Here is a 22311-nt window from a genome sequence, read left to right as displayed (position 1 = left end):
CAGAACACATGAAACAGTTCCTGAAAACAACCAGCATTCCCCTGGCGGCCGCCCTGCTGCTGGCAGCCTGCGGCAACAGCCAGCAGCCTCCAAAGGAAACAGGCCATGAAGGGCACAACCATGCCGCCGAAGAGGCGCCGGCAACTACCGCAGCCGTAAAGCTGAAAGATGACAAGCTGAATGCCGTGTACCAGCACTACATTCACCTCACCAACGCCCTCGTAAGCGGAGATGCGGCAGAAGCCAAAATTGCAGGCAACGCTATTGAAACAGGCGCCAAAGCGGTGGAAGGCGGCAACAAAATTGCGGCAGACGCGGCAAAGATAGTGGCCGCGGCAGACATCAACACGCAGCGCACCGCCTACTCTTCCCTGAGCAATGAAATGATAACACTGGTGAAAAAGTCCGGCCTGAGCAGCGGTGAGCTGTACGTAGACTTTTGCCCTATGGCGCTGAACGACAAAGGCGGCTATTGGATAAGTGCGGCAAAAGATATTAAGAATCCTTACTTCGGGGATCAGATGCTTACCTGCGGGGAAGTGAAGGAGACATTGAAATAATAGCGGCGGAAAAGCAGGGAACGGGCTGCGGACGTAAGTCTGCAGCCTTTTCTTTTGCCACGGTATTTGGATTATCAGGAAGTATATAATAATTTAACCGTTCGCTTAAACAAACCATACATAATGTTATCAAGATTTCAATTTTTCCTGTACCTGTTGCTGAGTGTATGCATCACCGTACAGGCGCAGACGGGGAAGAAAGTACGCCTCTTTATTATCGGGAACAGCTTTTCAGGCAATGCCGCCTATTTTCTGCCGCAGCTGGCCAAAGAAGGCGGCTATGAGCTGGAGCTGGGGCGCGCCGAGCTGGGTGGCTGCTCTGTAGAACGGCACTGGAAGCTGGCGGAAGCGAACGAAAAGGCCTATAAAGGCAAATCCCTGCGAGAAATGCTGTCTGACGGCACCTGGGACATTGTGACCATCCAGCAGTATTCCCTGCTCTCCGGAGACCCTGAGACTTACCGCCCCTATGCACAGCGCCTGGTAGAGCTGATCAGGTCTCTCCAGCCGAACGCAAAAATCTACATCCACCAGATATGGGCCTACCGCAACGATGCAAAAGCATTCGGGAAAATAAAGGGCGAAGAGCGTGCGCAGACAGATGCCGACATGCACCAGCACGTAAGAGCGGCTTATCATCTTATTGCAAAGGAACTGGGCCTGAAAGTGATCCCTACGGGAGATGCTTTCCGCGCTATGGCTACCAGCAAGAAGTGGGCGTACAAAAAAGACCCCAACTATAACTTTGACGCCCCGCAATCTCCCAACCTGCCTGACCAGACCAATTCCCTGCATGTAGGCTACCGCTGGAACAACAACAAACTCACCTTCGATGCCAACCACGCCAACACCGCCGGTTGTTATCTGGGCTCCCTGGTGTGGTATAAAACACTGTTGGGCGGCAATGTCAAGAAAGTGAAGTTCAAACCCACAGAGGTATCTGACCAGATGGCGAAGCAGTTCAGGAAAGTAGCGGCTTCCCTGTAACTGGTTTCTTTCGCATAAAAAAACGGGCTGCACGCAGCCCGTTTTTTTTATTATGTATCAGCAGATTACCTGTTCTGTGCCAGCGAGCTGCCAAACACGGTTTTCAGTAATTCCGTTACCCGTGCCGCGGGTTCTCTCCTGATCTTCTGCTCTTCCAGCCCCACTTCATGGAAAATACCACTAATGGCCCTTTCCGTTACATAAGCTGTAAGGTCTGTATTAACAGGCGTTTTGGAGAAGCGGTTGTATACCGTGAATACGTCTGACCAGTATTTGGTAGCGTCTACTTTCTTCAGCGCATTGGCAATAACAGGACTGAAAGCGCTGGTAAGCGCCGCCGTGGTTTTTTGCTTGAAATAGTTGGTAGCTGCGAAGTCCCCGCCGCGCAAGATGCCGATGGCATCCGTAATGCTCATCTGTTTGATGGCGTTCACGAAAATAGGCGCGGCCGATTTGGCCGCTTCTTCCGCACCGCGGTTCATGGCCAGTATGGCCTTGTCTACCACGCCGCCCAGGCCTACGTTGCGCAGGGTAGATTCTACTTTCTGCGCTTCCGGCGGCATCAGTATTTTCAGCACGGCATTCGCAAAAAAGCCGTTGGGGGCGGAGAGGCGGTTGGCCGTGTTCTGTGTGCCTATGGTGAGCGCTTCCCGCAGGCCGGAGGCTATCTGGAAGCTGTTAGGCTGCCCTGTAGTGGTATTGGGCAGGTTGTTGATGATCTGCTGCGTGGTTTCACAACCGGAGAATGCAAAAAGTGTGATGAAGCCGGCAAGGCAAACATGTTTCATTGTAGGTGTATTTGCCGCAAAATAGTGCAAAAATTACAACTGCGCCACCACGGCTTCCAGCGCTGCCACATCTACATGAAAATCCGCATGGTAGGTATCTGCTGAAGTGCCTTGGTTGAGCAGGTAATAATAATCATGCTCCAATGCGGCGGCCATGGCAAAGAAGCAGTTATTATGGCTGTCATGTTCATTGCGCAGCTCCAGCACCTTGCCGCCGCCGGGCATGAACAGCATGTTGGTAAGCCCGGCCCCGTGCAGCCCTGCCAGCACACCTGCAGACTGGGCCAGCTTTACCTGCTCCCCGAAAGTGTAGTCTTCGAAAACATGTATCTCAAACCCGTAGCGGGCAAATACACCGGCTACTCCGGTTTCGTTGATGATCTTTCTTTTGGCCGCTTTGGCGCGGCTGATGTAGATCTTTCTGCCGGCGGAGGTGGTATGCGCGGCGGAGAAGCGGCTGCGCAGCAAATTGATCAGCTGCGGGTGGTAGTTGCCGGTTGGCGCCACGTGGGCAGGCACTATCAGCTCCCCGGACGTCAGTTTTCTACGGGGGTCATAGTACAGTGCTGTTTTACCGAGCATGTTGAGTGAAGATGGTATATAGGGCGTTTGCGCATAATATTCCGGGAGCAGCACCGGGCCGGGGAAACCCGCCTGTTCCGCAGCCATCAGCCGCGGCAGCGCATCAGAGAACCAGTGAAAGTATTCCCGGCTCCACTCATCCGTTATCCAGACGGCTTGTGCAATCTGTTGGCCGGGCAAAGGCAGCATCAGCAGTTTTTTGAAAAGCCGCCGGGCCGGTACAGGCTGTATGTGTGAAAATGCAATATGGAACCGCCGCTGATGCGGATCAAAAATGCTGCCTTTCAGCACACGTGCATTGCGCAGCCGGTGTATGCCGGTTGGATGCGCTTCAAAGGCAAGGGCTGGCTCAAACAGGTAAGCATCTTGTTCCCTGATGTTTACGGGAAGTCTTTTTTGCATAGGTTGCCGTTCGTGATCATTCACGTGCTCTGCGGCTGTTGCTGCATGGTACAGGCGGCAAAAATAGAAAATATTCTGATAACGGTCATTGAACAGGGGGCATGGCATTTGCTCACCCCCGTACCACAGCGGCGTACATCACGCCGCCATAGCGGGAATCGTAGTTGCCCAGCCGCTCCGTGCCGGCGTATCCCAGCTGCTTTGCCAGCTTTTCAAGCCTGGAAAAAGAAACAGGATGAGGCACCCATACCGGCACGGGTGTTTCCGTATCGTATTCCACCACTACAAAGAGCGGTTGCTGCCTGAAGTAGGCGGCTGTTTTCCGCAGTAATGCGGCAGGGTCTGCCACGTAATGGAGGGCGTTGGCCATCAGTATCCCGTCAAGGCCTTCCAGCGGCAATTCGTCCAGCACAAAGTCTGCCTTGAGCGGTACAATCTCTACCGGGCCTTTTTCAGGCGGCATGGCAATGTTGTCAACGGCAAAGATGCGGCTGCCGGGCGCCAGCAGGCTGCCCAGGGCATGGGTGAACAGCAGCTCGCCGCTGCCAAGATCGGCCCAGCGCTGCGGTTGCGGCTGCTCAAGGCGGGCGGGTTTGAGCAGGGAAATAGCGTCTGTCAGTTTCATCTCAGCCAAAAGTTAAGACAAATCTTTCATCGGCTGCGCCCTTTTTTAACCGGCCGTGGCCATGCTGCGGTGATGCTTCACCAGGTGCTCGATGAGGTCAGGAATAATAAGCCCTGTTCGCATGCCGAAGCCGGCGGCAATTTCACTGATCACGTCCTGGAAGTGGTAACCTACGGAGCCTACGCAGTTGAATGAGTATTGCGTATAGCCGGGGTAACAGCTTACCAGGTTGGTGAAAAACGCTGTAAACGCATTGTGCAGTACGGTCTGTGCATAGCCCTGATCAATACCGGGCAGGGTAAGAAATTTGGTGAAGCCGGCGCAGAAGCGGTTGGGGAGCGGTTCTTTATATACCTGGTGCATGATGTTGGCCTCACTCAGCCTGTAAGTGCTCACAAACAGGCGGCGCACGCCGTCCGGCATTTTATGGCGGAGGAAATCCGACAGGATGTTTTTGCCGATGGCCGCACCGCTCCCTTCATCACCTAACATAAACCCCAGGGAATCTATGTTCATGGATATCTGGCGCCCGTCATACAGGCAAGTGTTGGTGCCCGTGCCCAGTATGGCCGCAAATCCCGGCGTATTGCCCAGCAGGCCGCGTGCGGCGGCCAGCAGGTCTACTTCAGCGGAAACACGGGCGGCGCGGGTAAATACCTGCCGCAGGGCCTCTTCCATGTCAAGCTCCTTCCCGTCCTGGCAACCGGCGCCGTAAAAATAAACCTGTGAAATAGCCGTAGGGTCTATGTCTGCGGGCAGGCCGGCCCTGATGGAGCCGGCCACATAATCTGCGGATACAAAAAAGGGATTGTACCCTTCGGTATTGAAATACGCTTCTTTCCCCGTTTCATTCACAAGGCACCACGCGGTTTTGGTAGAGCCGCTATCTGCGATCAGTAACATGTATATTTTTTATAAGTCAGACAGTTCTTTTTTTCTCCCCATCAGATGCCCCTTAACAGCAAAGAAACCGATCACCAGGTAACAAGGTACTACGAGCCAGTATGCCTGTTGTTCATTGAAGGCATCCGCCAGCTTGCCGTAAGCCAGGGGCAGCACCGCACCGCCGCTGATGGCCATTACCAGCAATGAGGCGCCGGCGTTGGTGAAGCGGCCCAGGCCGTGTATGGAAAGCGGCCATATGGCCGGGTACATCAGGGAATTGGCCAGTCCCAGCAGGGCAATGAACAACACCGAAGTGAAGCCGCTGGTAAAAATGGCCGCCAGTGAGAACGCAATTCCCAGCAGGGCCGAATATTTTAACGCCGCCTGCTGGCTCAGGTAGCGCGGTATCAGCATAATGCCGGCCAGGTATCCGCCCAGCATGGCCAGCAACGTAAAGGACGTAAAGAAGCGGGCGGTAGAGAGCTTGATGCCCTGGTATGCGCCGTAGCTGATAATGGTATTGCCCGCAATCACTTCCACGCCTACGTAAAGGAACAGTGTGAACACGCCCAGCAGCAGGTAGGGAAAATGGAATACGCTGTCAGGTGTTTTGCCGGCTGCGAGCCCCGCGCCGTTGTCTTCCGGCGGAGATGCTTCTTCTTCCGGTGATATCTCCGGCAGGGGAGAGCGGTAGATCAAAGCCGCCAGCAACACCAGCAACGCCGTGATCACGATGTAAGGCATGATCACTTTCTGTGCCAGCCCGTTGAGTGCGGCGGTTTTCTGCGCTTCGTCCATCTGCTGCAGGTTAGCCACCAGCCCGTCCGCATCACTCAGTATAATGGCCCCCAGTATCAGCGGGGCCACAATACCGGCCACGCCATTACAAATGCCCATTATGCTCATCCTGCGCGCCGCGCTTTCTACCGGCCCCAGGATGGTAACGTAGGGGTTAGACGCGGTTTGCAGCACGGCCAGCCCTGCGCCCTGCACAAAGAGCCCGGTTAAAAAAACAGTGTATTGCCGGTACATGGCAGCCGGTACAAACAGCAGGGAACCCGCTGCCACCAGCAGCAAGCCGGCAGACATGCCTTTTTTGTACCCGGTTATTTTCAGCAGCCAGCCGGAAGGCGCGGCCATAACAAAGTACGAAATATAAAAGGCAAATGCTACCAGGTAAGACTGGAAGCTGTTCAGTTCACAGGCTATCTGCAGGTAAGGGATGAGCACGGAGCTGAGCCAGGTCACAAACCCGAAAATAAAGAACAGCGCGCCGATGATGATGAGGGGGTGCAGCCTGGCCGGCGCGGCCCCCGCAACGGGAATGGTGGAAGATGGCATAGCGGTTAGCGGTTTTTACGCCGGATATTGTCCAGCACGGTTTCATAAACATTGATCGGAAACTGGGAGGGTTGCCCGTACCAGAAGAAGGAATCCAACCCTTCGTAAGTATTCTCCTTCATATGGCGCGAAGTGGGCAGGTAGCTGGCCACGTCGTTGCAGTACCCGGCCACGCTCACAAGGCTGCCGGGGTACAGGGCTTTGATGCCGCTGCTGTACTCCGTTACAACCTCACGGGAAAGCCCTACCAGTTTCCAGTTGCCAATGTTGATGGTTTGCACATATACCGGCATGTTGGCCGGCATGGTGCCGGTGTTGTAATAATGTTGCATCATGTTTGCCCAGCGCACGTTGCGGTCTGGCACCATTTGTCCGGCGCTTTTGGCGTTGCTCTCGTACATGGCCTGCACGGCCTCTTTGGTCATGGGCCGGGTAGGGAAGAGGATGCTGTCTGTATAAAAGGTGATGGGCCCGGCGAGGGGCGTCATGCTGCCGGTCATCACCTCCGTTACGTTGGCGGCCAGCGCCTTGCCGGTGTTGGTATGGTCGGCATCCTGCGGATTGATGTCTCCCGCGCAGCCCTGGATGAATACGGCGTTGGAGATGCTGTTATTCCCTTCCAGCGCGGCACGGGCCACGGCGGGGTAGTTGGCGCTGAGTGTCACCCCTTCGCGCCCGCTGGCATTGAATACAGGATGGCAGCCGGTGAGGAACAGCACGGTTTTTTCCTGGTTGTCTTTCCGCACGGCGGTGATCACGTCCACATCATTATCATATGGCTCAGGCGCCGTGCTCAGGCAGCGGTTGCGGCCAATGGCGGTTTTACCGCGGCCGAAATACAGGTCTGAAGGCGCCAGGTTGCGGATGGCATTGCCCGCGGCACGTACTACGGCAGGTTTCACCACGCCGTAAAGATAGCTGCTGTCTGGCTGCTGGCAGGGCGGATGCCAGGTGATGTAAGGTTGCGCCACCGGCGCAAAATGGGTGTGTGAGGCATTGAGCATCACAGCCTGCGGAGGAACGTGGAATTTTTTGCTGATCTCCCGTTTCACCTCCGTGGCAAATGCATGGTCAAAACCGCAAACATCCAGCCCTACTACCACCACACGTTGCCTGCCTGCCGCTACGGCCAGGGCCGAGGCGCTCATGTTGCCGTCGCTGTTGTGTTTTGCCCTGAAGAGATTGCCGGCTGCATCGCAGCCGTACAGGGTATTCCCGGCTACGGCAATGTGCCGCAGCTTCACATCGTAGGTAATTCCGTTGTAACGGGCCATGCGCAGCCAGTGGCTGCCTTTGGCCGGGTTGCAGCGGTAGATGTTGTCATCTGCGGTGAGGGCGTATAATTCGTTGTTGTATGCGGCAAGACTGATGATGTTTTCCGGGGCCTGCATAGGTTGCCAGCTCAGGTTGGAAGGCTTTGTATCTGCCCGCTGCAATCCCGCCGGCGTGGCTGCGTACAGGATGCTGTGCAGCACCGTGATGGCAGTGGCATTGGGTACAGTGCCCTTTTTTGTCCACGGCGCTTTGTTGGCAAAAGCGGTTTCCTGCAACTGAGCGGTATTGCCCGCAGAGCGCTTTTGTTTTTTGGGCGCTCTGCGGGGCGAATGGCTTTCCAGTAATTCTCCCGCTGCATTTACTGCATACCATGTATTGCCTTCAGCCGCCAGCAGCTTCACTCCGGCAGCGGCGCCCGCTTCTTGCCAAACGGGCGGGGTACTGCCGGCTGATGCTGTAAACAGAACGCTGCCGTTGGCTGCCATGAGCCTGGCATCGGCGCCGGTGAAGGTATTGGCGCCACTGGCCAGCTGGCCGGCTTTTATCCAGTCAAGACTGAAACGCCCCTCCACCGGTGCGCCATAGCCGGCCAGTGTCAATGAAAAAGGCCATGCCTGCGGCTCTGTGCTTTCGCGGGCAAAGCCGGCCTTGTATTGCTGCCCTTTACCGGGCAGGCTGCAATACAGGAGCAGAAACATACAGGAGATGTATCCGGAAAACTTCATGAGTAGTTGTTTTGTGAAAAATTAAAGTTTAGCCAATGCTTTGGCGTTCTTCTGGATCTTCCGGACAGCGGCGGCTATCTGTTCCATATCTGCGCGGCTTCCCAGCAGCATGGTCTGGAAGAGCCATACGGCCTGCTCGCTGCACAGCTTGTCGTTTTGCGGGCAATGGTTCTTTTCCAGCCATTGATTCATTGTTCTTTCCCCGTAGATCTTCAGGTAATGTTTGTTTTTTGCCAGGCCTGTTACATATTCGTTGCGGTTCATCTGCCCGTAGCCTTCGGAGCAGGGCACGCCCTCTGCCTGCAGGGCTTTCAGGAAAGTTTCGCGGCTGAGGCCGTCAAAGTATTTGCTGTCGTAGCGGAACATGTAGAGGTGGAACGCGCTGAGTGTAGTGCCTTCATACAGTTTGGCGGGATAAATGCCTTTGATCTCTTTCAGCATGGAGCTGAGATAAGCGGCATTTTCAGCCCTGCGTTTAGCCTGCGCCTGCAGCCGCGTCATCTGCGCCAGCAGCAGGTTGCCCTGGAACTCGGTGAGGCGCAGGTTGGTTGCGCGGGTGCCGGTACCGGTGCCGTAGGAGGTGGTGGTGCCGCCCTGGCCCTGGTTATGGAAGGTGTAGCAGGTGCGGGCAAAGTCCGCATCATTGGTGGTGATGGCGCCGCCTTCCGCGCAGTTCAGGTTTTTGGAGGCCTGGAAGCTGAAAGCGCCGGCAAGGCCAAGCGTGCCTACTTTTTTGCTTTTCCACTCTGCCAGGTGTGCCTGGCAGGCATCTTCTATCAAAGGAATGCCGGTTTTCTGCGCAATGGCCATCAGCTTGTCCAGGTTGGCGGGGGAGCCGCCGATGTGAACGGGCATAATGATCTTCGTTTGGGGCGTAATGGCGGCTTCTACCTTGTCAGCGTCTATCTGGAAACTTTCAATGTCTGTATCTACCAGCACCGGCAGGGCATAGTTGAGCACTACCACGTTGTAGGTGGCAATAAAAGTGTATACGGGAATGATCACTTCATCTCCGGGGCCAATGTCTTTGGCGCCAAGAATGGTGTACAGGGCGCTGGTACCGCTGGATACGCCCAGGCTGTGTTTGGCGCCCAGCATTTTGGCGTACTCTTTTTCGAACGTAGACACTACGTTGCCGCCCAGCCGGCCCCAGGTGCCGCTTTTCAATACGTCTGTAACCGCTTTTTCTTCTGTCTTGTCAAACAGCGGCCAGCCCGGGAAACCGCCGGGGTGTGCCTTGGGGCCGCCGAGCAGGGCGGGCTTGCCGTTGTCTGCGGCGTTGGCAATGTGCGGGAGGCCTAATACCATGCCTGCGCCGGCAATGGCCATGTTGCTGATGAACTGCCTGCGGGGCAGATTATTGTTTGTCATAGTAAGATGTTTATGTGTTGAACGGGATGTTTATTGTGTTTTATGTGTGCCGTTGAGCGCCGTCATGGCGTTCTTTACGCTGCCGTGCTCCAGCAGGATGGCTTTTGCTTTTTCATACACGGCAATGCCTGACTTCTGCATGAGCATTTTTACGGCCCTGTCCGTGATCTTGTCATTGATGAGCTTTACGTTCACCATGCTGTTGCCTTCCACGCGGCCCAGCTGTATCATCACGGTGGTGGAGATCATGTCAAAGAGCATCTTCTGCGCCGTGCCGCATTTCATGCGCGTGCTGCCGGTGATGAACTCCGGGCCGGTGATCACTTCTACCGGCAGGTCTGCCGATGCTGCAATAGGGGAATCTGGGTTGCTCACAATGCAACCGGTGGTTACGCCCAGCCTGCGGCATTCTTTCAGCCCTTCCAGCACAAAAGGCGTAGAACCGCTGGCGGAAATGCCTATCACAATATCCTGGGCGGTAAGCTGCTCACGATGCAGTTTGTCAAGCGCTTCGTTCACGTCGTCTTCCTTTTCTTCCGGGGCTTCTGCCAGGTGCTCCACGCCGCCGGCCAGTATCACGTTCACCACGCCTTTGGGGATGCCGTAGGTGGTGGGCAGCTCAATAGCGTCCAGCACGGAAAGGCGCCCGCCGCTGCCGGCGCCCATATAGTACATGCGCCCGCCGTTTTTCAGCTTTTCAACAATGGCCGTTATCAAGCGGCTTACCTGCGGCAGTGCCTTCTGAATGGCTGCTGCCACGGTGGCGTCCTCTTGATTGATAAGGGTTACCAGTTCCTCCACCGGCCTGGTTTCCAGGTGGTCATACCTGGAGGGTTGTTCTGTAATGCGCGTCATATGAATAATTGATTTTTCTGCTTTAGTCTTTTTTCAGTGCCCACAGGCCGGCCGGGTTAAATTTGTAACGCCAGAGATCGCCGTTGGCGTCCAGCGCCAGCAGGTCTGTTCCCGCGGTCATTACATGCACGTACATGTCCCAGCCCGTACCTGCCAGGCGGCGGTTGCCGAAAGTGCCGTCTTCGGAAAGCGGGTATTGCCACATGTTGCCGTTGGCCTCAATGGCCATGAGTGAATTTTCGTAGGCAAAGAGGTGCACAAAGCCGCCCCATCCGCTGCCAATGCCTTTGATGTTGGCAAAGTCGAAGTTGCCGTCTGCATCCAGCGGGTATTTGGTCATGTTGCCGTTGCCGTCAATGCCCAGCAGCAGCCCTTTGTAGGCAATGATCTTTTTCAGGCCGCCCCAGCCCCAGCCCACCGTTCTGCCGCCGCCTATCTGGCCTTGTGCGCTGATGGGATATTGGGCCAGGTCTCCCGCACCGGCCGCATAGCGGCCAATGAGGCGGTTGCCGCCGTAAAAGAAAATGATGTTGAAAATGTTCCAGCCTTGGCCAATGGTAGCGGGCGCTGCGGTGAACAGCCCGGTTTGCGCGTCTGGCGTGTACAGCAGCAGGTTGCCGCTGGCCGGGTCTTTCCTGATAAATTTTTCACCGAAGCTGATGAGGAAAGTGCCCGCGTTGGCGCCCAGCGATGCGGCTTTTTCACGCGGTACCTCACCCGGCATGTACCCGCCGGTCACCACAAAATAGGCCGTGCTCAGGGAGGGGTTCACGGTGCCTGTTTTACCGGGCTGCGACAGGGTAACGGCCAGCAGGTAACTGACGAACGGCTGCATAAAACCTTTGGTCTGCAACACCAGCGGCTGCGGGCCGGTAGTGAGCTGGCCTGCCGGTATGTTGACGGAAGGAGTGGCTATGCTGTAGCTGCCCTCCGGCATCACCGGGTAGCTGGTGCCGTGGGCCTGGTTGAAAGCCGTTGCGGCGGCAGGGTCTACGGCAAAGGTAACCGGTATGTCTGCTGTGGGGCGTGCAATGCCGCCCAGGTAGGCGTTGAAGGTAATGGTGTCCGGCACGTCCTTGATGGTAACGGAGGCGGCTAGCGGCCCGCGGGCGGCTTGCGGCATGTACAGCAGGGCATATTTTTCCGTGCCGGGAACGTCTTTCACCGGCACTTCCTTGGAACAGGCCAGCAGCAACAGGCTGCAGGCAACTGGTATAATGAGTGTACGCATTGTGTTCAGTTTTTACCAGCCCGGATTCTGGATCAGGGCGGGAGCTTTATCTATTTCAGATTGCGGAATGGGGAAGAGGTAATGCTTCGGCGCCTGGAACACTCTTGTTTCCACCAACGTGCGTTTGTAGAAAGCATTGTCTTGCAGGCTGCTGCCGGCGCTGATGTTCATGCCGTACACCGGCCCGTTGTCTGTTTGCGGCGCAATTTTCCAGCGGTGGCAGTCAAAGTAGCGGTAAGACTCAAAGGCCAGCTCCACTCTTCTTTCCTGCCAGATGCGGGCGCGCATGGCGTCTTTACCGAGGCCTTGCGGCAGCTTGGGCATACCGGCGCGGGTGCGGATGGCGTCTATATACTGGTATACTTCGGCAGTGGGGCCCTGGGCTTCGTTCAGCGCCTCCGCATAGTCAAGGTACACAGCGCCGAGGCGGAAGAACGGCCAGGTGCCCAGCAGGAAGCGGCCTTGTGAAATGTTGGCGGCGGGGTTCACAAATTTTTTCAGCAGGTAACCGGTCGTGTTATAATCCCTGCCGGCATTGCCGCGCCCGTCTGCGCCGCTCTGCCAGAACTCCATCTGGCGGTCTACAAAGTAGGCGCTGTTGAAATTGATGGTGGCGTAAAAACGCGGGTCACGGCCTACGTACATATTGCTCACGCCGGCCAGCCATCTCTTGTCTGGCCCGTCTGCAGCGGCATACCCGCTTTCCTGGTAGCCGGAGGCGGCGTTGACAATGGGCGTTCCGTCTGGCTGATAGCCGGTGATGGGCGCCATGCCATTGGCCATTTCATATGCATCTACCTGTGCCTGTGTGGGGTTGTAGCCGTTCCAGCCGCCAAGGCTGCCGGGAAAGGCGCATTTTTCCATCCAGCCGGTTATGCCGGCGTTGTAGGCAAAGAGTATCTCGTTGTTATGATTGTCCAGGAACAGTTGCTGGTAGTTCTCTACGGGATTGCTGTATCTCTTGTACAGGGCGTAGCCGGCCGCTTCACATTTGTCTATACAGTCTTTAGCAGCAACGGCGGCGCGCTCCCAGTAAGCGGCATCGTATTGCTGCGGGAACAGTTTGTTGCCGTCTTTGTCTGCAAAGCTGGTATAATCCGGGTTGCCGTTAAACAGGGGGCTGGCGCGGTAGAGCAGCATGCGGGCCTTCAGGGCCAGTGCGGCGGCCGCGGTGGCCCTGCCGTAGTCACGGTCAGAGGTGAGTTTGACAGGCAGCTTGGGAATGGCGAAATCACATTCGTTTACAATGAACTGAACGCAGCTGTCGAGCGTTGCCCTGCGCAGTTTGGTAAAATCGTCCGCAACACCGGCCGGCCCGTCCATAATGGGCACGCCGCCGTAAATGCGCACCAGCCTGAAGTGATAGTAGGCGCGCAGGAAAACGGCCTCACCTATCCACCGCTGCCTGTCCGCTTCGGAAAATGTAGCGTCAACAGGTGTCTTGTCTATATTGGCCAGGAAGATGTTGGCCTTGCGGATACCTTCGTACATGTTTTTCCACAATTGCGCATCAACATTATACGCATTCCAGGAGCCTTTGTTCATCAGCTTTTCAAACTTTTCCGGCCAGGGGATGTTCATTTCATCTGCCGCTATCACGTACGGGTTGGGTGAAGTGCCCAGGTAATCTGTGAAATAATATTCGTTGCCCATGGAGGCGTAGGCGTCTGTGAGGAACGCTTCCGCGTAAGCCCTTTTCTGGAAGGCCTGTTCAATGGTGATGGACTCGTCCGGCTGCTTGTCAAGAAAACCCTTTTTACAGGCGGTGCCCGCCAGGAGCAATATGGTGATCAAGTATGGAATATGTTTCATCGTACTCATTTTTGGCTATTTGAAATCTATTTGCAGGCCCACGTTAACGGATCTTTGCAGCGGGTAGGAGCCCGTACCATCGTTAGATTCCGGGTCCATGAACTTGATATGGTCCCAGGTGTACAGGTTCATGCCATTCACAAAGAAACGGAGGCCGCGCAGGCCCATCCGGTCGTTAAAGCGCTGGGGCATGTTATAGCCGATTTCCGCATTGCGGAAGCGCAGGTAGTTGCCGTTGCGCATCCAGAAGTCGGAAGTGGTGTAGTTGTTCGGGTTATTGCCTACGTCAATGGCGGGGTACCTGGCGTTGAGGTTACCGGGTGTCCAGCGGTTGTCGTAATACTCGCGCAATACGTTGTTCACGCCCAGGCCGTCAGCAAAGGCATACATGGAAGTGCCGGTGATGAGCAGGCTGGTGTTGGCCGCGCCGGTGAAATACACGCTCAGGTCAAAACCTTCATAGGCCAGGGTGCCGCCAAAGCCGAAGGTCATTTCCGGCAGGCGCGGGTTGCCGATGGGCAGTCGGTCGTACGAGTCAATCACGCCGTCGCTGTTGATATCGCGGTACTTGATGTCTCCGGGCCGCGGGGTGGCAAAGGTCTGGCGGGGGCTGTGGTCAATATCTGCCTGGTCTTTGAACAGGCCGTCAGATACGAGAGACACTACCTGTCCCAGCCGCAGGCCGCGCGTTTGCATGTAGGGATAGAGCGGGTTGGGCGTAGCGTCTTCCAATACCTTGTTGCGGGCAAATGTGTAGTTGCCGCGGAAAGTATAGTACAGGCCGCTTTGTGTAGTATGCCTTATTTCCAGCAAGGCGTCTATGCCTTTGTTTTCGATGATGCCCAGGTTGCCGTAGGGGATAGACCAGGGATAGAAACCGGTGATGGCGGGTACGGTTTTCTGCTGCAGCAGGATGCCGCGGCGGTTTTCAGAAAAGGCGTCTACCTGCAGGGTGATGCGGTCGTTCAGGAAACCAAGGTCGATGCCGATGTTGGATTTGCGGGCTTTCTCCCAGCTTACGTCCGGGTTGCCGATCTGGTTCTCCTCCATGCCGCGGTAAGTTTGCTGGTCAAGCCCGAAGCGGTAGTTCTGCCCGTTCAGCAGGGTGGTGGTGAGGAAGAGGAAGCGGGCGCCGCCTATCTGGTCATTGCCTACCAGCCCGTAAGAGCCGCGCAGTTTGAGGTTGGAGACGGCTTCTACGTTCCAGAACTTTTCGTTGCTCACTATCCAGCCGGCGGAGAAAGCCGGGAAGAAACCGAAGCGCTTGCCTTTGGGAAAGTTTTCAGAGCCGTTGTAACCCATGTTCACTTCTGCCAGGTAGCGGTCGTTATAGGCGTATGTGACTCTGGCGGCGAGGCCCTGCCGGCGAAAGGGCAAATTGCCGAGAGATGAGCCGGCTGTAAGCGCTACCGCATCACGCTGGTTGTATAACAACATGCCGGTCAGCGTATGATCGTTAAAGCTGCGTTCATAGTTAACCTGTGCTTCCATGTAAATGGCGCGGTCGCTTGAGGTACCGATGCTGTAGGCCAGGGGCTGTTCTTCGCGGTAAGGCGTACTGTACTTGTCACTGCCGTCAGGATTTTTGCCTTCGTACCGCTTCACCAGGAATGCTTTATGGCGCACGTTGCTCACGGAGGCGTTACGGTCATAGGAAAAGAGACCGCGCACAGAGAGCCCTTCGGTAACCAGTGAGCCAAGGTCCCACCGTAGGCCGAAAGTACTTTGCAGGGTGCTGTTGTCTTGCGTAGTGTAACCGCTCTGGGTAGCCCTGGCCCAGGGATTCCAGCCTACATAGGTGGAAGAGCCGCCGGGCGTGCCATCCGGGTTGCGGATAGGGTAGGCAATGGGCGAGATCACTTTCATGGCGCTGAAAATATCGCCTGCGGCAAAGCCGGGATAGTTGCCGTTTTGAATAATGGCGCCCAGACCCAGTTGCATCAATAGCGTTTTCGAAAGATTGACGTCTACATTGCTGCGGAAGTTGTAGCGTTTAATAGTAGCATTGGTGCTGTACTCATTGGCGGGGTCTTGTTTGTACAAGCCGTCCTGCAAGGTGAAGCCTACATTGGTGTAGTACTTTATGATGTCCGTACCGCCCGTAACGCTCAGGTTGTTGATGGTTTGCCAGGTGTTGCGTTTGAGCACGGCATTTGTCCAGTCGGAGTTGGGGTAGAGATAGGGATCAGAACCGGTGCGGTATTTCTCCAGCTCTTCTTCGCTCCAGCGCGGTTGCTGGCGGTTGTATATCATGGCTTCGTTCATGAGGCCCGCGTATTCACCGGCATTAATATATTCCGGCAGCCGGAGGGCCTGCAGGGATGCTGTTTCCGTACGGAAGGTCACATGCGGTTTGCCGGTGGTGCCGCGGCGGGTGTTGATCAAAATCACACCGTTAGCGCCCCTTACACCGTACACCGCTGTAGCGGAGGCATCTTTCAGGATGGTGAAACTTTCCACTTCCTGCGCGTTGATCTGGTTCATATTACGCTCTACGCCGTCTATCAGTACCAGCGGTGCGTTGTTGCCGAAGGTGGCCAGCCCGCGTATCACCACCTGTGCGGCATCATAACCCGGCTCACCGGAGCTTTGGCGGGTAATGATGCCGGGCAGCTTGCCCGCAATGGCATTGGAAATGGCGGGCGTTGCCACTTTGGCAATTTCCCGCGTGGAGATGGTGTTGACGGCGCCGGTAACGGAAATTTTCTTCTGTTTGCCGAAGCCTACCACTACCACTTCATTCAGCTTGTCGGTAGCGGATACCATGTCAATGATCACAATCTTGTTGCCGGCCACGGGGAACTCCCGGGTGTTGTAGCCTACATAAGTTAATACCAATGTGGCCCGTGGTGGTACGCGCAGCTGGAACACGCCCTGGATGTCTGTTACCGCGCGGGCGGCGCCGCCTTTTTCGGTGACGGAAACGCCGGCCAGTCTGACGCCGGCCTCATTCAGCACGGTGCCCGCCACCAGTATCCTGGCGGTATCTGCCTGCGCATAAGCCCTGTTGTGGAAGGAAATACAAAGCAGAGCGGCAAGAAAGTACAGGACATAACAAGCCCTGCCGGTTTCTGCATGAGTTTGAAATTTCTTCATAAATCATCTTGGTTGAAACTGGTCAATAAAATTGCGTATTCACGAATCGTAAATGCGCAGTATTAGGATGTTGAAGGGTGGATCGTATGCATTGAATGGCCGTTTAGGTGTAAAAATTACTCTTCCAAGATAAAACAATTATGCGCATATATGCAAATAAAAAACGCATAAAAACTCATTCATGCAGATTTTTGCCTGTTTTATTGTACTTTGGGGCATGTTTCCAGTTAATTTAATAGTATGTTGAAAGAGGAAAGACATAAACTGATCATGCGGGAGGTAAATCTGCACAACAAAGTATTGTCCGCAGATCTGAGCCGGCTGCTGAACGTGTCCGAAGATACCATCCGCCGGGACTTCAAGGAACTGATAGAAGCCGGCAAGATATTGAAGGTGCACGGCGGCGCTGTCAGCCCGTCATTCCACTTTCCTCACAACATGCAAAGTGATGTGTATGCGCGGGACGCCAAGCAGGCCATTGCCGAGAAGACCAAAAAGCTGCTGAAGAAAGATATGACGGTGCTGATAGAAGGCGGCACTACCATCACGGAACTGGCCAAAGCCATCTCCAACGATCTGCGGGCCACCTTCTTTGTATTAAGCCCCCAGGTGGCCATTGCCCTCTCTGACCGTGAAAAGCTGGACGTGATCAGCATCGGCGGCAAACTTTCCAAAAACTCCAACGTACATACCGGCGCCAGCGTGATCAACCAGCTGGCGGAAATCAAAACGGACCTCTGCATTATTGGCGCCAACGGTTTTTCCGTGGCGGACGGGCTGACGGACAGCGACTGGGAGATAGTACAGATCATCAAGGCCATGATGCGCTCTTCCCAGAAAGTGGCCGTGCTCAGCATCTCCGAAAAGCTGAACACCACGCAGCGCCTCAAGGTATGTGACCTGCAGGCCATTGATTATCTTATTACTGAATTGCCGCCTGATGATCCTTTTCTGGCGCCTTACAGGGGAAGCGTGGAGCTGTTGTAAGCCGCAATTTCTTGATATTTATCAAGGCCGCCGTGAGGCGGAAGCCTTATTTTGCGGGTTGCACCAAAACAACCCCGGCCATGTATTACTTTTTAGTTCCCGATCACCCCGCGGATTTCCGGCGGTTTACCCTGACGCCCCCGCACAGCAACGAGCTGCTACTGCCGGATGATTATGCCGAGCATGAAGAAGGCAGCTTCGGCAGCATTACCTGGCAGCATGTAAGCGGGCACGGCTTCCAGCTCTATCTTCATGTATTCGAGCTCTCCGGGCCGCAGCAGCTGACGCTGTTGGCAAACCGGTCATCCATATCGCTGTTGCATATGGTGAGAGGCAAGGTGTCTTTTATGAAGAAGAAAGAACCGGAAAGCCATCTCTATGAATGCGAGTATGCCCTTTTTCATTTGCCAAAGGGTGAACATGCCGTACAAATGGCGGCCGGCCAGCATGTGATAGTCCAGATAGAGCTGCACACCAAGCTGGTTGAGCCGCTGGCCTTTGAGTACTTTGCGATCTTCGATGTCTGGACAAGGTTCAAAGACAGGGAGAAAAGCATTTTTTGCTCCTGCATACCCGTTATGAGCAACCAGCTGCTTGACATGTTGTCCCGGCTGTTATACAACAAGCTGGAAGGCAGCCGGGGCGATCTCTGCCGGCAAGCCAGGATGCTTGATTTGCTGGCATTATACATTGAAGACGTGGCGAATTGTTATGAAACCAATAACCGCCCGGCGCCCGGCGGGTTCAGCTTTTCCGCGGAAGATATAATGGCCGTGCGCAGGGCGCGGGAGCTTCAGCTGGAAAAGGCAGGAGAGGAACTGACATTGGAAGACATTGCACGCATGGTGAACATGCACAAGAAGAAACTGCAGGCCGGGTTCCAGATGTTGTACCAGCGGAACGTGGGAGAACTGACCATTCAGGCCCGCATAGAAAAAGCAAAAAAACTGCTGCGGGAAACAGAGCTGTCCATCACAGACATCGCGTATGAAGCGGGTTACGGCACTCCCTCCGCTTTCATAAGAGCGTTCCGGCGCGCAGAGGGCATTACGCCTGCCACATACAGAAAATAGGCGCCGGAGTACATGTACCTCCGGCGCCTGGAATGTTACCGGCCTACAGCGCCAGTTCCTGTACGGTGGCATTGCCCGGCAGGTCGTTCACCTGCACTTTTACCATGCCGCCCGTCGGGTCTGCATTGGAAGCAGTGGCAGTATACAGCCAGATGTCCTTTTCACCGGGAACAGGTACGGCCTGCCCTTCTTCTGCCACGTTGCCCGCGGCGTTGGTGATGGTGACATACACAGACTGCACCTGGAAGTCGTCTGTGGCATGTATCCTGATGGTGCTCCCCGGAGAGCCGGAGTAGTTGGCCGCATCCGCTTCCCTGATAACGGGCGGAGTGAAATAATCGGCGATGGCTTTGTTGAAAGCTGATACGCCGGGATCTGCGGCCTTTTTGTAGGCTGCCTTCAGTGCAGCATTACTGAGCACGATCTTGGCATAACGGGAAGCCAGTTGGAACCGGTTCCTGACGTCTGCCTGATCTTCTGTAGGATTGTCTGGCCGCCAGGCTGCAGGCTTGCTGATCACCGTTTTGCCTGCACGTTGGCGAAATACCAGCTCATCTCCAAGGGCGCCGCTTGCGCCTCTCATAATCGAATTGTTAAATTGTTTCATAAAATTTGTTTTTAAAAGTGAATAAAAATTGTTTCGGTCAACTTTAAGTACTTATTGTTAACAGTTACAAAGTTCCGGCGCGCTGAAACAACAGCATGTTCCCGCAGGTAGAAAAAGTATACCGAAAGGGCGAATCTCCCGGCAGGCAGATATACTATATTAACCTGTCCCTGAATAGTACCTCAAGCGAACGTGAAGCGAAGGTGAAGCGAAGGAGAAGCGAAAGAGAAGGTGGCGAAAATAGTATCAGCATGAAAGCATGGTATTAAACAGAAGCCCCCTGCACACGGAAAAAAAATTTGGATGCTAAAATTTATTATTCTACTTTCATCCCCGAAGCGAAAGCTGCTTTTTTTAGTCCCCTTTGCTTAAACGTTTAAGCGTTATGAAAGAGACCGGCAGGACCAGGGCCGGTGAGGAGATTTTTTGCCGTACAACGAAGGGGCATATCAGTATTCCACGAGTGGATGATTCACCATTTTATTACTATCAACAAGCACCTCTTTCAACTATGAAATCAAGCAAGAACCGTCGTGACTTCCTGAAGAACTTTACCTTGGGCGCCATTGGCGCAACCGCGCTGCCCGCAGTAGTGACCGCGCATGCAGGCGCTGCCGCCCGGAACATTTTGGAAGACGGGGAAATGCCCGGCGAAGAAGGCGCAGCAGGAACAGCTGCCAACAGTGCGCGCGCTTACAACGGCGTGTACAAAGGCCAATACATCAACCGCGTGGCTTTCCCCATTGGCGGCATTGGCGCGGGCATGTTCTGCCTGGAAGGTACCGGCGCTATTTCCCACATGTCTGTTCGCCATAACCCTGAAATGTTTTTTGAACCGGCCATGTTTGCGGCCATCAGTATAAAAGGCATGCCGGGCGGGGCCAGGGTGCTGGAGCAGAACATTCCCGAATGGAAAAAGTTCGGCCAGCGTGATGCAGGCCTGGGCGGCACGGGTGGCGCTACCTGGGGGCTGCCGCGGTTCCGGGAAGCGGAGTTCAAAGCGCGTTTCCCTTTTGCGGACATCTCGCTGAAAGACCCGGCCATTCCGCTGGCGGTACAGATCAAAGGCTGGAGCCCGTTCACACCGGGAGATGAAGATAACGCCAGCCTGCCCGTAGGCGCGCTGGAATACCGCTTCACCAATACCGGTAACACCACGCAGGAATACGTGTTCTCCTACAACGCCCGCAACTTCATGCGGCAGGGAGACCAGCTCAACAATATCAAGGCGCTGAAAAACGGTTTTATCCTTTCGCAGGAAGCAGTGGCAGACGCGCCTGAAAAGCAGGGCCACTTTGCCATCTTCACCACAGACAATGCTACGGTAACAGACCACTGCTGGTTCAGGGGCGGCTGGTTTGACCCGCTCTCCATGGTATGGAACACCATTCGTGACGGCGCGGTGAAAGACAATGCGCCGGTAGAGAAAGATGCACCGGGCGCTTCGCTCTTCCTCCCGTTCAGCCTCAAACCGGGGCAGCAGAAAACTGTGCGCCTCATGATGGCCTGGTACGTGCCAGATTCCAAACTGCGCATCGGGGAAGATGCCTCCGGAGATCATCCCGGGCAGCCAAAGTTTCACCGGCCCTGGTACAGCAGCCGCTTCAGGAACATCCAGGAGGTGGTTAGCTACTGGAACAGCCAGTATGATGCGCTGGAGAAAAAAACGCTTCTCTTCACGAATGCCTTCTACAAAAGCACCCTGCCGCCGGAAGTAGTGGAAGCTGTGGCGGCCAACCTCACCATCCTGAAATCCGCCACCGTGATGCGGCAGTATGACGGCCGCTTCTGGACCTGGGAAGGTTGCGGCGATAACTGGGGCAGCTGCCACGGCTCCTGCACGCACGTATGGAACTACGCGCAGGCCGTGCCCCATCTGTTCCCTGCGCTGGAAAGAAGCCTGCGTAATACGGAGTTCAAAGAGAACCAGAATGCAGACGGCCACCAGGGTTTCCGGGCCAACATTCCCATCAGTCCGCTGGTGCACAACTTCCACTCTGCGGCAGACGGGCAGCTGGGCGGCATCATGAAAGTATACCGGGAGTGGCGCATCAGCGGGGATAATGACTGGATGAAGAACATTTATCCCGCGGTGAAAACCAGTATGGATTATTGCATCCGCACCTGGGACCCGCATAAAAAAGGCATTGTGGAAGAACCGCATCACAACACGTACGATATTGAGTTCTGGGGCCCCACCGGCATGTGTACCAGCTTCTACCTCGGCGCGCTCAACGCCATGGCATTGATGGGCAAACACCTGGGAGAAGATGTAACCGCTTATACTGCACTGTATCAGAAGGGGAAACAGTATCTCGAAACGGAGCTGTACAACGGGGAGTATTTCATACAGAAAATACAGTGGACGGGCCTCAACGCGCCAGATCCGGTAAAGGCCCAGTCTTTTCACACCCACTATTCAGCGGAAGCGCAACGCCTGCTGGAAAAAGAAGGCCCCAAATACCAGTACGGCAGCGGCTGCCTGTCAGACGGCATACTGGGCTCCTGGATAGCGCGCGTATGCGGTATGGAAGAGCCGGTAAGCGCCGCCAAAGCCAAAAGCCACCTGCTGGCCGTACACAAATACAATCTCAAAAAAGACCTCAGCGCCCATGCCAACCCGCAGCGCCCCACTTTTGCGCTGGGCAATGAAGGCGGCCTGCTGCTTTGCTCATGGCCCAAAGGCGGCATGCTGTCCTTACCCTTTGTATACAGCAACGAAGTATGGACGGGCATTGAGTACCAGGTAGCTTCCCACCTGATGTTCCATGGCGAAGTGGAAAAAGGGCTGGACATTGTGCGCGCCTGCCGCAACCGGTATGACGGCTCCGTCCGCAACCCCTTCAATGAATATGAATGCGGCCATTGGTACGCCCGCGCCATGAGCAGCTACGGCATGCTGCAGGGCCTCACCGGCGTGCGTTTTGACGCGGTAGACGGTACGCTGTACATAGATTCCAGGGTAGGGGATTTCACCAGCTTTATTGCCACCGCGCAAGGCTTCGGCACCGTCAGCCTCCGCAACGGCAAACCTTCGCTGAACGTAGTGCAGGGCTCCATCCCGGTAAAAAGGACCATCGTTGCAGGAAAAGAAACACCCCTGGCATAA

17 protein-coding genes are annotated in these 22311 nt (G+C 55.3%); 5 read left to right on the top strand and 12 right to left on the bottom strand.

The genetic code is table 11. The features are described from left to right. Positions 1-8: 8 nt before the first annotated feature. Entirely contained in the window at positions 9-560 is a 552-nt protein-coding gene (locus ABDW36_RS16110; RefSeq protein ID WP_343702950.1) for a DUF3347 domain-containing protein, read from the top strand. Between the two features lie 123 nt (positions 561-683). After that, positions 684-1547 carry a DUF4886 domain-containing protein gene (locus tag ABDW36_RS16105; RefSeq protein ID WP_343702949.1) on the top strand — a complete coding sequence of 288 codons (864 nt, stop codon included), beginning with the start codon at positions 684-686 and terminating at the stop codon, positions 1545-1547. Positions 1548-1612: 65 nt separating this feature from the next. Here the strand turns inward: ABDW36_RS16105 and ABDW36_RS16100 are convergent, their stop codons facing one another. The 11 genes from ABDW36_RS16100 to ABDW36_RS16050 form a co-directional block, all read right to left on the bottom strand. Then, positions 1613-2335, bottom strand: a complete 723-nt coding sequence (locus ABDW36_RS16100) for a DUF4197 domain-containing protein (protein ID WP_343702948.1) — start codon at positions 2333-2335, stop codon at positions 1613-1615. 33 nt (positions 2336-2368) lie between these two features. Next, a complete protein-coding gene (locus ABDW36_RS16095; protein ID WP_343702947.1) occupies positions 2369-3319 on the bottom strand; it encodes a glycosyltransferase family 61 protein in 951 nt (316 codons plus the stop codon). A gap of 112 nt (positions 3320-3431) precedes the next feature. Beyond that, positions 3432-3944 (bottom strand): hypothetical protein, encoded by a 513-nt coding sequence (locus ABDW36_RS16090; protein WP_343702946.1) that lies wholly within the window; start codon positions 3942-3944, stop codon positions 3432-3434. A gap of 45 nt (positions 3945-3989) precedes the next feature. Continuing rightward, a complete protein-coding gene (locus ABDW36_RS16085; RefSeq protein ID WP_343702945.1) occupies positions 3990-4847 on the bottom strand; it encodes an N-acetylglucosamine kinase in 858 nt (285 codons plus the stop codon). 9 nt (positions 4848-4856) lie between these two features. Next, complete coding sequence (locus ABDW36_RS16080) at positions 4857-6170, bottom strand: sugar MFS transporter (protein WP_343702944.1); 1314 nt, start codon at positions 6168-6170, stop codon at positions 4857-4859. A 5-nt stretch (positions 6171-6175) separates the two neighbouring features. Further along, complete coding sequence (locus tag ABDW36_RS16075) at positions 6176-8170, bottom strand: hypothetical protein (RefSeq protein ID WP_343702943.1); 1995 nt, start codon at positions 8168-8170, stop codon at positions 6176-6178. Positions 8171-8191: 21 nt separating this feature from the next. Then, complete coding sequence (locus ABDW36_RS16070; protein ID WP_343702942.1) at positions 8192-9541, bottom strand: DegT/DnrJ/EryC1/StrS family aminotransferase; 1350 nt, start codon at positions 9539-9541, stop codon at positions 8192-8194. Between the two features lie 30 nt (positions 9542-9571). After that, complete coding sequence (locus tag ABDW36_RS16065) at positions 9572-10396, bottom strand: N-acetylmuramic acid 6-phosphate etherase (RefSeq protein WP_343702941.1); 825 nt, start codon at positions 10394-10396, stop codon at positions 9572-9574. A gap of 22 nt (positions 10397-10418) precedes the next feature. Beyond that, positions 10419-11627, bottom strand: a complete 1209-nt coding sequence (locus ABDW36_RS16060) for a DUF1735 domain-containing protein (RefSeq protein ID WP_343702940.1) — start codon at positions 11625-11627, stop codon at positions 10419-10421. A 12-nt stretch (positions 11628-11639) separates the two neighbouring features. Beyond that, complete coding sequence (locus ABDW36_RS16055) at positions 11640-13439, bottom strand: RagB/SusD family nutrient uptake outer membrane protein (protein WP_343702939.1); 1800 nt, start codon at positions 13437-13439, stop codon at positions 11640-11642. 15 nt (positions 13440-13454) lie between these two features. Continuing rightward, positions 13455-16535 carry a TonB-dependent receptor gene (locus tag ABDW36_RS16050; protein WP_343702938.1) on the bottom strand — a complete coding sequence of 1027 codons (3081 nt, stop codon included), beginning with the start codon at positions 16533-16535 and terminating at the stop codon, positions 13455-13457. Between the two features lie 240 nt (positions 16536-16775). Between ABDW36_RS16050 and ABDW36_RS16045 the strand changes: the two genes are divergently transcribed. Further along, positions 16776-17522 (top strand): DeoR/GlpR family DNA-binding transcription regulator, encoded by a 747-nt coding sequence (locus ABDW36_RS16045; RefSeq protein ID WP_343702937.1) that lies wholly within the window; start codon positions 16776-16778, stop codon positions 17520-17522. Positions 17523-17602: 80 nt separating this feature from the next. Continuing rightward, entirely contained in the window at positions 17603-18595 is a 993-nt protein-coding gene (locus tag ABDW36_RS16040) for an AraC family transcriptional regulator (protein ID WP_343702936.1), read from the top strand. Between the two features lie 43 nt (positions 18596-18638). Here the strand turns inward: ABDW36_RS16040 and ABDW36_RS16035 are convergent, their stop codons facing one another. Continuing rightward, positions 18639-19202 carry a hypothetical protein gene (locus tag ABDW36_RS16035; RefSeq protein ID WP_343702935.1) on the bottom strand — a complete coding sequence of 188 codons (564 nt, stop codon included), beginning with the start codon at positions 19200-19202 and terminating at the stop codon, positions 18639-18641. Positions 19203-19713: 511 nt separating this feature from the next. Here ABDW36_RS16035 and ABDW36_RS16030 point away from each other — a divergent pair. Beyond that, positions 19714-22311 (top strand): GH116 family glycosyl hydrolase, encoded by a 2598-nt coding sequence (locus tag ABDW36_RS16030; protein WP_343702934.1) that lies wholly within the window; start codon positions 19714-19716, stop codon positions 22309-22311.

This window comes from Chitinophaga sp. (assembly GCF_039596455.1).
In the GTDB taxonomy this organism is placed as follows: Bacteria; Bacteroidota; Bacteroidia; order Chitinophagales; family Chitinophagaceae; genus Chitinophaga.
Note: the sequence above shows the minus strand (reverse complement) of the source record. Positions and strands in the feature narration are given on the sequence as shown.